General features: G+C 61.8%; 12 protein-coding genes. 9 read left to right on the top strand and 3 right to left on the bottom strand.

The genetic code is table 11. From position 1 onward, the window contains the following. The 9 genes from DMO26_RS05560 to DMO26_RS05520 all read left to right on the top strand — a co-directional run. A partial coding sequence (locus DMO26_RS05560; RefSeq protein ID WP_205421176.1) for a transposase occupies nucleotides 1-414 on the top strand: 414 nt, incomplete at its 5' end. A gap of 861 nt (nucleotides 415-1,275) precedes the next feature. Beyond that, the gene (locus DMO26_RS05555) at nucleotides 1,276-2,817 is read left to right on the top strand and encodes a replication initiation protein (RefSeq protein ID WP_117191003.1); all 1,542 of its coding nucleotides are present in this window, start codon (nucleotides 1,276-1,278) and stop codon (nucleotides 2,815-2,817) included. After that, nucleotides 2,814-3,389: a hypothetical protein gene (locus tag DMO26_RS05550; RefSeq protein ID WP_117191002.1), complete on the top strand. Its 576-nt coding sequence runs from the start codon at nucleotides 2,814-2,816 to the stop codon at nucleotides 3,387-3,389. Before DMO26_RS05555 ends, DMO26_RS05550 begins: the two co-directional genes overlap by 4 nt. Nucleotides 3,390-3,578: 189 nt before the next feature. Further along, nucleotides 3,579-4,121: a metallophosphoesterase family protein gene (locus tag DMO26_RS05545; protein WP_162894723.1), complete on the top strand. Its 543-nt coding sequence runs from the start codon at nucleotides 3,579-3,581 to the stop codon at nucleotides 4,119-4,121. Further along, nucleotides 4,114-4,419 (top strand): hypothetical protein, encoded by a 306-nt coding sequence (locus DMO26_RS05540; protein WP_117191001.1) that lies wholly within the window; start codon nucleotides 4,114-4,116, stop codon nucleotides 4,417-4,419. Before DMO26_RS05545 ends, DMO26_RS05540 begins: the two co-directional genes overlap by 8 nt. After that, on the top strand, nucleotides 4,412-4,900 hold the full coding sequence (locus DMO26_RS05535) for a hypothetical protein (RefSeq protein WP_117191000.1): 489 nt from the start codon (nucleotides 4,412-4,414) through the stop codon (nucleotides 4,898-4,900). Before DMO26_RS05540 ends, DMO26_RS05535 begins: the two co-directional genes overlap by 8 nt. Further along, nucleotides 4,897-5,361, top strand: coding sequence for a hypothetical protein (locus DMO26_RS05530; RefSeq protein WP_117190999.1), 465 nt, complete (start codon nucleotides 4,897-4,899; stop codon nucleotides 5,359-5,361). The genes DMO26_RS05535 and DMO26_RS05530 overlap by 4 nt, the downstream gene beginning before the upstream one ends. 36 nt (nucleotides 5,362-5,397) lie before the next feature. Then, complete coding sequence (locus DMO26_RS05525; RefSeq protein WP_117190998.1) at nucleotides 5,398-6,144, top strand: hypothetical protein; 747 nt, start codon at nucleotides 5,398-5,400, stop codon at nucleotides 6,142-6,144. A gap of 30 nt (nucleotides 6,145-6,174) precedes the next feature. Further along, a complete protein-coding gene (locus DMO26_RS05520; RefSeq protein ID WP_117190997.1) occupies nucleotides 6,175-6,690 on the top strand; it encodes a hypothetical protein in 516 nt (171 codons plus the stop codon). A 57-nt stretch (nucleotides 6,691-6,747) separates the two neighbouring features. Here DMO26_RS05520 and DMO26_RS05515 read toward each other — a convergent pair whose 3' ends face one another. The 3 genes from DMO26_RS05515 to DMO26_RS05505 form a co-directional block, all read right to left on the bottom strand. Then, a complete protein-coding gene (locus DMO26_RS05515) occupies nucleotides 6,748-8,301 on the bottom strand; it encodes a site-specific integrase (protein WP_117190996.1) in 1,554 nt (517 codons plus the stop codon). A gap of 352 nt (nucleotides 8,302-8,653) precedes the next feature. Continuing rightward, nucleotides 8,654-9,346 carry a response regulator transcription factor gene (locus tag DMO26_RS05510; protein WP_117190995.1) on the bottom strand — a complete coding sequence of 231 codons (693 nt, stop codon included), beginning with the start codon at nucleotides 9,344-9,346 and terminating at the stop codon, nucleotides 8,654-8,656. Further along, a complete protein-coding gene (locus DMO26_RS05505) occupies nucleotides 9,343-12,090 on the bottom strand; it encodes a sensor histidine kinase (protein ID WP_117190994.1) in 2,748 nt (915 codons plus the stop codon). Before DMO26_RS05505 ends, DMO26_RS05510 begins: the two co-directional genes overlap by 4 nt. Nucleotides 12,091-12,137: the final 47 nt, after the last annotated feature.

The following is a 12,137-nucleotide window of genomic DNA, read 5'->3' as shown; positions in this document are numbered from 1 at the left end:
AAGGACCGCAGGGATCTGGCCCGTGCGCTGAAGCTGATCTATTCTGCCGTCGATGACACGGCTGCCGAAGCCGCGCTGACCTCGTTCGAGGCGGGCTTTTGGGGCCAGAAATTCCCGGCCATCGGGAACATGTGGCGGCGCGCCTGGCAGGAGGTCATTCCCTTCTTTGCCTTTCCCAGGGACGTGAGGCGGATCATCTACACCACCAACGCAATAGAGGCCTTGAATTCCAAGCTGCGACGGGCTGTTCGAGCCAGAGGGCACTTCCCTTCTGACGAAGCTGCGACGAAACTCCTGTATCTGGTCTTGAACAGATCGGAGAAAGCGTGGAAAATGCCACCCAAAGAATGGGCGATGGCAAAATCCCAATTCGCCGTTCTCTTCGCGGACCGCTTCCACGCCGCGAGGGCGTAAAACGAAATGTTTAACCGCACGCCCGTACACGAAATTCCTGACACTCCCTGATAGTGACCTCCCACCGGACGGCTTCTCGACGGACTTCCGCAGCCTCTCGCGGTCGCGACGATAGAGAAGTCGACCCATCGTCTTCCGCTTCGCTCCCGACTGATCGAAGCCCCGAGACTCAAGGATGCGAAGGGCGTCGGCGATGACCGCCTTGAGCGGAGCAGGCACGTCGTCTCCGGACTCCTGTACTCGTGCAAGATAGACCGACACTGCTGCAGAAAGGGCAGTGTCGACATGGCACGCTTCGGGCACCGCTGCTGTCCGCAGTCCCGCTCTCCAGCGCTCGGTTGCGCGTCGTCCTGTCTCGTTGCTCGGATCAGCTACCCTCGGCATGACCGTCACTCCCTCTCGTCACTACGGGAATGATCGGCTTCGGCGTTGCAAGCGACTAGCCGTTGCAACAGGCTCGGCCGTGGAGGATGATCTCCGGAGATGGTCGAGCGGAGCAGCGCGTAGCGTCTGCGAGAGACGTAAGTCTCTCCCCCTCCGGAGGGTGAATCATCACTCCTTCACTACGGAAACCACCGACAAAAATGGCTCTGTAGAATCTCTTAAGAATATCCGGGCTCTTGACCCCCGACCTGACAAGTCCACGCCTAGTGCCGTCAACTTCTTAGTGTCGGAACTTGTCATCGAAACCCACTGTCTATGTCGGAACTTGTCATTCCTGTCGACTCCCTGCATGGCCCGACTTAGTCATCACTACGGGATCGGGATGCGTCTCTGTCGGAAAACTTGCGCCACCCGACATAATCTCCTTGCCCCATTCCGCCGGCGGACAAATCATTGTTGCAGGACAGGAGACAACGTATGCGCAACACATTCCATCGCCGCCCGGCAGACAAGGCCCCGATCACTGGCGCCGACCGCAGCGGCATCCAGGGCGATCTCTCGGCAGTCCTCGACAAGACCCGCATCGAGAAAGAGGATCCACGTGCCGAGCGGCCACTGGTGATGATCCGGAGCCTGCGCTACGTCGGCGAGACCGAAGGCGCGACACCTGCTGCGGCGATGTCAGCCAAGAGCCACGCTCTCTACGAGTACCTGATGGCTTCCGCCCGAACCCAGATCGCGAAGACCGAGGATCATGTCGTGCCGTTCGCTGCCGCGCTGGCGTATCTGGACACGCCGAGGGCTGACCGGATTCGTGAATACGTCGAGTCGATCAACGGCACGTTCGTTGCGTACGATTTCACTGACGAAGACGGATCTCGTCGTGCCGCCAATCGCATCCAGCTCCTGCAGTGCGAAGACGTCACACGCCCGTCCGGCACTCGCGTGATCGAGTACAGAATGCATCCTTCAGTGCGGAAGGTAATCCTGGCTGCGACTCAGTATGCGCACCTCGAAGTCGCCGCCTTCGCGCGCTTCCGTTGCAAGTATTCGGCCCGGCTCTATCCGAAACTGGCTTACGTCGCTGGCCTCGATGAGCAGCATCCGCTCGTCTACAAGCCGGAAGACCTGGCCGCCGAACTCGGGTGGGTCGGCAAGAGGGGGAGGTTTCACTGGGGGCACTTCGAGAGCGACGTGCTCAAGCCCGCGATGGACGATATGTTCGGCGCCGCAGACGGCTCAACATCCGCCAAGGTCCGCCGCTTTTCTGGGGACTACGAACTTCGCCGCGCCGCGACCCGAGGTCGTCCAGTAGAGGCGGTTATCATCCGAGTCGGAAAGGCGAAGAAGCACCTCGCCGAGACCCAGAAGCCGCCAATCGACGCAACGGAGCGCGATCGCATCCGGGAGATGTTCGAGCGCGCGAAGCTCGACACTGCGACCGAAGTTCCCAGCGAGGAAATCTTGGCCCAGGCAGCGGGCAAGCTGAAGGTTGATGTCATTCTGGTCGCGGAGCGCTGGATTACGACGATGTCGCTCGCGAAAGAGGATCCCGATATTCTTATCGGCTCTCTCGGCATCCTGACAGGCCGTCAGATCCTGACGGCGATGGCCACAGAGGGCATCCGCGATGCGTTCACGAGATGGCTCGCGGACTGGAGAGAGCCTGACGGCATCAACTACCGCCATGGGCACGAGCCCGCAGTGACTCCGGTCACCGAAGTCGCCGAGATCGATCCCGAGGTCGAAGCCGACGATTCCGAAGAAGGCGCGGAACTCGACACCTCGACGCCGCTGCTGCTTACGCTCGCGACAGGCTACCGCGTCTCTGATGCGGAGGCTGTTCTTCAAGGACACACGTGGTCCGGCAAGAAGCCGATGACGATCCGCCTGGTCGCGCCGAATGCGGATGGATCTCAACGTGAGCACAGCGTCGAAGTGACACCGACCGCACTCGATCTCGGGCGCTTAATGCGAGACCACAATCACATCATCACAAACCTGGAGTACGCAGCATGAGCAAGCAACTTCCGAATACAACCCTGACTGCCAATCTCCTGGCTCTGGTCGCTTCCGAGGCGACTACCGACGGCGAACATCGCGCTCGTTTTGATCGCCTGGTCGCGCGGATCAAGAGCGCACTGGCCGCAGCTCAGGGACCTGAGGTGATCCACGACCGCGGCCTGGACTCGGACTTCGCTGAGGCGCGCCTCATAGCTAAGGATAAGCTCCGGATGGCACCGAAGGAGTTCGAGAGCGTCGTGGCGGTTCTCACCACCCCATTCTCGCGTGTTGTCAACACATGCCCGGGCGGCAAGGATCCCCGAAATATTCCTGACTTTCTGAAGATGCCTGATGACGAGATGCGCTTCGCCTACGATCTCAGGACGCCGTATGATGCCGCGTTCTTCATCGTCAGGCACGGAAAGACCTGGGGCTATTCGGAAGCTCAGATCCTGAAAGCCGAAAGCGAACTGAGACCGCTGGATCAAGCGCGTCGTAAGAAAATCGCCGAAGCCGACGCGCGAGCGTCAGCAGGGTACACCGCGACACTGTACGCGGCTGACGGAACTTCGCGGACATATCCGTGAGTTCGATCGCCACTCATTAACCCTGCCGACGCCTCGTCGCATTGGCGGGGCTCACAACTCCTCCGGGTCCTGTTACTAAGGATTCGAACAAGGACACCACCGATGACCGCAGGACTCCGAATAGCCATAGCCGCCTGACTTCCGCACCAAGCGGAGCCGCTCGTCTATGCCTATTCTCGGAGTCTTCCCGTGCCCTTCGTCCGCAAGTTCTATACGTCAGACACTCACTTCAATCACGCCAACATCCTGCACATGCAGCCGCGCCCGTTCTCGACGATCGACGAGCACGACGATCACCTGATTGCGCGCTGGAACGCCGTCGTCGGCGAACACGATGTTGTCTATCACCTTGGCGACTTCGCGATGGGCCTCAACAATCCCGAGCGCATCCGCGAGATCTTCTCCCGTCTGAAAGGTCGCAAGCACCTCGTCTACGGCAATCACGACGTCCGCCGAGACGGCGATCTCCACCCCACTATCCTTGCTCTCGATTGGGCAGCGCGGCCGGAAGCTATCATGTTTGTGAAGGACGAAGGCCAGCATGTCGTCCTCAGCCACTACGCGCAGCGGGCTTGGCAGGGCCACCTGAAAGGCCACTGGCACTTCTACGGCCACGCCCACGGTCGACTGCCGGCCGAAGGCCGCTCCCGGGACGTCGGTGTCGACATGCCCGACGTGGACTTCACGCCCAGGACGTTCCGACAGCTCACGAAGGGAATGCTCGATGTCTGATGACCACATCCCGTCCGGTTGGTCCGCTCTCGTCGCCGATCTGCGCAGCACCCTCCGCCGCGACTATCCCGACGTCCGTGTAAACGCACTGACGGCCGACCGCGGATGGCTCCACGTTGATGTCGATCAGACCAGCATCGACCCCGGCACGGCATATCAGCTCGGCCGCCGCATCCAGGGTTTTGTCACCCAGTCGCTGTCGACGTGCGGCTGCTGCGGGTCTGCACACGCCAGAGATCGGGGGAACGGCCGCATCGTGACCTGCGATGAGTGTGAGGAGGCTTCCTACGATGCATGATCCCGACTTCCCGCGTATCAAACTCGACGACCTTGTTGCCGACTATCCGGGTGTCTTCGACTCGGCACGCTACGTAGACGTCGGCATCGGGTGGCTCGGTCTCGTCCGCGATTTCGTCGCGGAGGCGCTGCCCCATGATCCCGCGCTCGTTGTGCACGAGATCAAAGAAAAATGGGGCACGATGCGGGTTTGGTGCGACACCGATGTCTTGGCAGCGCGGCTCGCGAAGGGCAAAGCCGAAGCGAAATCGGGCATGACGTGCGAAGTCTGCGGTGCTGAGGGCTGGCTCAGACGGCCGCCGCCGGGGCGTATGGCCTGGTGGCGGACGCTGTGCCAGGAGCATGCGTCGCCTGATCAGGCTGCTTGGGGACAGCAGGCCCGGTGGACGGCGGGAACGATGCAGGTGTCGGGCCAGTGGTACCGATACGATCTTGAGACGGACACCATGATTGAGATCGAAACCCCGGAGAGATTTCGTTGACGACTGCGCAGAGACGCCGTCTCGGTCTGCCGCCGGTGACAATCCACGTAGAATCCATGGACAGAGAGGATCTCGTGATCGCCGCTCTAACTCGCTGCCGCGACATCGAGACCGTCCTCGACCTCCACGCTTTCGACGACGACGAGACCGTTGAAAGGATCGGATGGCACATGGCGAGCAGGACTGGCACCGATTTCCGCATCGGCAGGCGCTTGCTGCAGCTCCTGTCGCCGGGCGGCTACCTTCTGCCTCCGAAGGAATTCCGGCTGAGCCGTGTGACGGAGCCGACCGACGAGGAGATGTACTGCGCGCCGTTTGTGACCCCTTGGAGCATCCAGCTCTGGCAGTCGGGCAGCACGCCAGCCGAATGGCGGGTCAACGGATCCGTCTATCACCGGGACTGGGAGCCGCGCTGTGGAGCAGGCTGCTGTATCTCAATCGTCCGAAATCGATGGCGCTGACGACCAAGGCTGGGTTCGACTCGGAAGGAGGATTTGATGACTGAGGATCGTAAGAAGGAACTCTCGCAGATGTGCCGTCTCGAAATCCGGAAGACGTCGGTGCTGATGAAAATGGCGCTGGCTGAGTACGGATACCACTTCGCGGAGAGCGTTTTCGATGTCGAGTTTGCGGCTATGTTTGAACGACTCAATCAGGAGTCCGTGTTGCCGGATGATTACGAGATTCTTGGCAATCTCGTGCTTTCCGATCTCTGGCCGAGACTCAAGCAAGCTCACCGTGAGCAACGCGAGAACGTCTTCGGGCATCTGAAAACGATGTACCCGGAAACGATCTCTAGCGATGCCGAATTCGCGTTCGACATGGGCTGGGCAGGTCTGGTCCAGGACGCGGTCCCCCGGATCCAGTCTTACCCGGCGGCATGGCGAGCGAAGATCACGGGCGGCAAGGAAAAGCTGGGTTGCCTCGTTCTCCACATCGCATGCGACTATGATCACCCAGGGTGCCGGTCAGAAGTCGAGCGGTTGCGGGAAGAGGTCCGGCTCCGAAGCCTGGCGACGTGCGAGATCTGCGGCGGCCAAGGTCGGCTGCGGCTCTCGTCTGTGGCGAAGACGGTCTGTGCCAAGCACGCTGCCGTGCTCGGAGAGATGCGAGAAGACGACGGTCTCTGGGCGGATGCGTATCGCTGGCGCGACGAGCAGCCGATCGAGGACCACATCGCTGACGTCATCGCTACCGGAAGAGCTGTCATTGGCGCGGTAGAATCTGAACGCAACAAGGACTGATGTTGATTATTTCCGACCAAAAGGTGGAGAATGTCTGAAATTTCCGTCGCTAGCGGCTGGCAGCACATCCTCGCCGAAGCCGTTGAAGAAGCATCGCGGCTGCCTCCGGAGTGGTGCTTCGAGATCACCCATGCTGAGACCGTCGACGGCGCGCTGCGGCTGTCGGCGACCTATGTCAGCGGCGATATCCCGCTGGATGACCATCTGCCGCCCGAGCGCAAGATGCCGCATCCCTGGCGGAGCATGATGCGGATCCGGGAGAACGCCAAACAGCAATCCCTGGTGACGTGCGAGTGCTGCGGCCGAGAAGGGCGGCTGGTCGGTGTCGGTGATGAGGCGCGGGTGCGGTGCGGGCGGCATGAGTATGTCGTCGACGTCGCGGAATGGGAGGAAAAGCGGGCGTCGATGCGGACGATGTTCGAGACCGAGGAGGGAGCGGTCGAGCATTTTAGGCAGGACTACGGCAAGGGCGTCGATATGATGCGGGATCTGCAGACGGCTGTTGAGCAGGATTCGGGCGAGCCCGATCCGACGTCGAAGCACTGAAAACTGGCACCCAGTGCTCGAGGAAGGGAATCCTTGGGCACTGGGATAGGCTCTGGGTTACTCGGCGGCGTCTAGGAAGGCTGTTTTTTCAGCCTTCTGGCGTTCGTATTCGTCGAGAACGACGTCCGCCCAGATCTTCATCGCTTCCTTCTTCAGCTTGATATACTGACTGCCGCCGTAAGCCATCTTGGTGATCCTGGCGGTGCGAAGACGCTGAAAATCATCTCGTTCGCGTTCTGATGCAGTGACAGCAAGAGCTTCTTTTTCGTGGATATCATGGGCGAGGATGACGGTCGCGCCGCCGGGCAGACCATGCTCGTCGAGAACGTTGGTGATTGTTCTCCGGAGGTCGTGGAGGCTCCACCAATCAATGCCAGCCTCAGCGAGCAGATCACGTCGAGCTTCCTTTGCCTTCGGCACTTTCTTGCCCTTGAGGTCGCCGCGTGGCTTATGCTCCTTATCGCGACCGGCGAGGCGGTACAGGATCCTGTAGACGCCGGACGCGGTCGCATGAACGCCGACTACCTTCTCGGAAGGAAAGGCCCAGTCGTGGCCGTCCGTGTTCGCGTGCTTGCCTTGCTTGATGAGTGCGTTGACATGTGACCATGCGCGGTCTGGGATGGGCAGGACGTGTGCCATCCCCGCTTTCATGATGTCCTCAGCCCACACAGCGAGCAGGAATTCGTTCGATTCCGGATCAGTGACCACGTCATGAGCTAGCAATGACATCCCTGCAGTAGCGCGCTGGCACGTGAGGACGAGCCACCAGAGACCAGCTAGAGTGCCTGGATTCACGCCCGATTTCTCTACAGCGCGACCAGGTAGCCTTTTACCGAGGTATTCCTCCGCGATAATCATCGTCTTCACGATCGCCTCGACTTCGGGTCGACGGCTGCGCGGCTTGATTTCGTAGGGTGCATTCAAGAACATCCACCACGAATCCACTTTCTCCAAGCCGCTCTGACCCGCGTGGTTGCGGGCGCAGTACGTGAAGACGGCACGGGTATACGTGATCACCTTCGTCGCCGGAGATGCACCCACGTTCTTCTTGACCCAGTCTCGGACCGACTCGATGTCGCCCCGGGTGACCAAGACGGCAGGCTTGTCGAGAATCTTCTGGAAGCATTCACGTCCAAAAGTGCCACGGTAATCTTTCACGGTGTTGTCGGTGATCCGGTTCTTCGCGTCGGGTGCCGTCTTTCCGGCGATGGTCTGCTCGACGCACTCGCGCAGCGTCCATGTGTCTGCAGTCTTGTGAACGGCCTGCAGCGCGGCGCTCTTGCTCTGTCCTGACCAGTGCGCGTCTAGGAACGGCCGCGCCTTCTTCGGATCGTCCTTGAGGATCCCCATGACGGTTGCCGCCAGGTCGCGGACGGTCTTCGGCGCGGTGATCGTGCGATCTCCGACGGGGTGGACGTATCCGATCGTCACGGAGTTGTCTCCCCACCGCACGATCCAGGATGCTTTCTTCGCCTGGACCAGCAAGCGAAGGCCAGTGAACTTTTCGTCGGTGAAGATGAAGGGCTTGCCGTCCGGGGTCTCTCCAGCTTCAGCCATCTTCTTCGCCCGCCCGATCTCCTTGTCCGTGATCACCAGCTTTTCAGTCGCCATACCGCCCGCACTCCGTTCTATACCGTCGCCAAAATCTATACCGCTCCTATACCGCTTCCAAATTGGTTGACAAGAGCAGGCAGTACCGAGCCTGATCCAGCTTGCTGAAACAAGCAAGAGGGGCGTAATTGTTGACAACGCTATGATTTTGCTGATTTTTGTAGAAGGGAGATATCGTGATTTCGACGCTTGTCAACAAACTTGCAAATGGGCTATGAATGAGACATTAGGATTGAAAATCCGCGTGTCGGTGGTTCAAATCCGCCTCCGGGCACCATTTTTCCCCTTGACTGTGAATTCGGCGGAATTGGTCTATTCGCCTGCGGCTCCGCAGGACGAACTTCCGAGGTCCTCACCCGCCCTCATGCAGCCGATACCCCACTCCGGTCTCCGTCAGGATGTATTGCGGCTGGTCCGGCGTCTTTTCGATCTTCTGCCTGAGCTGCCGAACGTAGACGCGGAGATACTGCACGTCCGTCAGCCCGTCCCAGACGTGTTCCAGCAGGAAGCGGTGGGTCAGCACCTTGCCGGCGTGCTGCACCAGGATGCGCAGGATGTCGTATTCCTTGGGAGAGAGCTTGATCTCCTTGTCGGCCACCTTGACGATGCGCTTGACGAGGTCGACGGAGAGTTCGCCGGTCTGGAAGACCGGTTTTTCGCCCTGGGCCTGCAGGCGGTGGCGGAGCGCCACGCGGATGCGGGCGCCGAGTTCGTTCATGCCGAAGGGTTTTGTCATGTAGTCGTCGGCGCCGAGTTCCAGCGCCTTGACGATGCCCGCCTCGTCGGTGCGGCTGGAGAGGATGACGATCGGCAGGTCGAGGCCTTCGGCCCGCCATTTGGCCAATAGGTCGTGGCCGGACATGTCCGGCAGGCCGAGATCGAGGATGATGAGATCCGGCTTCTCCGTCCTGACCAGATCGATCGCCACCTTGGCGTTCATCGCCTCGCTGATGGCGTAATCCTGGGCGGAAAGGCCGACCCGGATCAGCTTGCGGATGGGTGGCTCGTCATCGACGATCAGGATGCGTACGGCGGTACTGGTCATTCGTTCTCTCCCGGCTGGGGCGCTTCGGCCGGCGCAAAGACGTTATCCGCGACCGGCAGGCGGATGGTGAAGATCGCGCCGGACGTGTCCGGCCCGTTGCCGGTTCGGTTGGCGGCGCGGATCGTGCCGCCCATGGCCTCGATGAAACCGCGGCAGATCGAAAGGCCGAGCCCGGTGCCGGCCCGCACATGATCGCCCTTCCGCACCCGGTAGAAGCTGTCGAAGATCCGTTCCAGGTCGTCGGGCGGAATTCCCGGCCCCTCGTCCATCACCGATATCAGGATCGAGCCGCCGTCCCGCCAGCCGCGTATGTCGATCACCGTGTCGTCGGGCGCGTATTTGGCGGCATTGTCGATGAGGTTGAACAGCACCTGCTCGAAGAGGACGGGATCGACCTTCAGCATCGGCAGGTCGGCGGGAATGCTGACATTGACCCGATGGCGAGCCGTGATCTTCGCCGTCCGGGAAAGCGCCGTGCCGACGATGTCGCCGGCGAAATGGAAGGCGTAGTTGGGTTCCATGGCGCCCGAGCCGATGCGGGTCATGTCGAGCAGGTTGGAAATGAAGCGGTTGAGCCGTTCGGACTCGTCGACGACGGTCGACAACAGGTCCCTGCGGGCCTCCTCGTTGAGCTGCGGGCCAAGGTCCCTCAGCGTATCGGCCGAACCCATGATCGCAGCAAGCGGCGTCTTCAGATCGTGCGAAATGGAGGTCAGCAGCGCGGTGCGCAGCCGGTCGGTCTCCGCCGCGAGCTTCGCTTTATCGACGTCGGAGACGAGCTGGACGCGTTCGATGGCGAGCGCCGCCTGGTCCGCCAGCGCATCGAACAGCCGCTGCTGTTCCGGCGTGAGCAACGGCCCCTGCCTGTCGTTGTCGAGGCCGATGACGCCGACGGCCTCACGGCCGGTGCGCATGGGAAGATAAAGGCGCTTGGCGCCCGGCAGCGTATCGGCGGCACGGCCGGCAGGGCGGTTATGCTCCCAGGCCCATTTGGCGGCGGCGATGTCGGCGTCCACCAGCGTGTCGTCCGGCGGATAACCCGCCTTGACCGCGATCGAGCCGCCTTCCGGCAGCAGGATGACGACGCGGACCTTCAGCATCGAGGCGATCTGGAAGGCGGTCGCCCACAGCACGTCGTCCAGCGTGCCGGTGCCGGCAAGTTTCTTGGAGAAGAGATAGAGGTCTTCCGTCGTTCGGGCCCTGAGCCGTGCTGCGGCGGCCTGGCGCTGCACGGCGGCCGTGAGGTTCGAGGCGATGATCGCGACGCCGAGATAGAAGAACAGGGCGACCAGGCTTTCCGGATCGCGGACGGTGAACGTGTAGCGCGGCTCCAGGAAGAAGAAGTTGAAGGAAAGCGCGCCGAGAAGCGAGGCGAAAAGGCCTGGGCCGAGACCGCCGCGCACGGCCGCCGCCAGCACCGCCATCAGGAAGACGAGCGCGAGGTTCTGGACGTTGAGGGTCTGGTCGAGCATGGCCCCGGCGAGAACCGCCAGCGCGACGAACCCGACGCTCAGCAGGTAGGGTTTGATGCGGAAGGGTTTCGGCGGCTTGGCGGCCTTCACGCCGCGCCGCATCTCGCTTTCCTTCGTGTCGCCGGAAATCACGTGGACGCTGATGTCGCCCGCGTAACGGATCAGGTCGTGGGTGATCGAACCGTGCCACCATTGCCGCCAGCGCGGCTTGCCGGGCCTGCCGACGACGATATGGGTGAAGTTGTGGGCATTGGCGTAAGCGATGATGTCCCGCGACGGATTGACGGCCGGCAGCGTCACGGTCTCGGCGCCGAGCTGCTGGGCAAGCCGCATGTTGGCCGCCAGCCGGTCCTTGTCCTCGTCGGAAAGGTTCATCGCCTGCGGCGTTTCGAGGTGCAGCGTCGTCCAGGGCGCGCGCAGCCGGTCGGCCTGGCGGCGGGCGTAACGGACGAGGCTCGCGCCGTTGCGGCCGTGGTCGAGGCAGACGAGCAGCCGGTCGCCGGCGGCCCAGGGGCCGGAGATCGCATGCGTCTGCATGTGGTTCAAAAGCTGCTCGTCCACCCGCTGGGCGGTGCGGCGGAGCGCGAGCTCGCGCAGCGCCGTCAGGTTGCCCGGCGAAAAATAGTTCTCAATGGCGCGCCGTGCGGTTTGCGGCACATAGACCTTGCCGTCATGCAGCCGCTTGATGAGGTCGTCGGGCGTGATGTCGATGATCTCGACGTCGTCGGCGCGGTCGATGATCAGGTCCGGCACCGTCTCGCGGACGCGGACGCGGGTGATCTGCGCCACGACGTCGTTCAGGCTTTCGACATGCTGGATGTTGAGGGTCGAATAGACGTCGATGCCGTTCGAGAGGATTTCCTGCACATCCATGTAGCGTTTCGGATGGCGGCTGCCGGCGGCATTGGTGTGGGCAAGCTCGTCGACGAGGACGAGGGCGGGACGGCGGGCAAGAATGGCGTCGATGTCCATCTCGTCGAGCATCTGGCCGCGATAATCGATCTTCCTGCGGGGGATGACCTCGAAACCCTCGACGAGCACCTCGGTCTCCTTGCGCCCGTGGGTCTCGACCACACCGATCACCACGTCCACGCCGTCCGCCTTGCGGGCGCGGCCGGACATCAGCATTTCATAGGTCTTGCCGACGCCCGGTGCGGCTCCGAGAAAAATCTTCAGCCGGCCGCGCGCCTCCCGCTCGGCATGCTCCAGAAGTGCATCCGGCGAAGGCCTGTTGTCGGTATCGCGGCCGTTCTCTCGATTGGCGTCGGGCATGAGGATAGTCTTTCTTGCATGTCGGTGCGTGCGGCCCTCTCACCCGG

It is taken from the genome of Rhizobium terrae (assembly GCF_003425685.1).
In the GTDB taxonomy this organism is placed as follows: domain Bacteria; phylum Pseudomonadota; class Alphaproteobacteria; order Rhizobiales; family Rhizobiaceae; genus Neorhizobium; species Neorhizobium terrae.
Note: the sequence above shows the minus strand (reverse complement) of the source record. Positions and strands in the feature narration are given on the sequence as shown.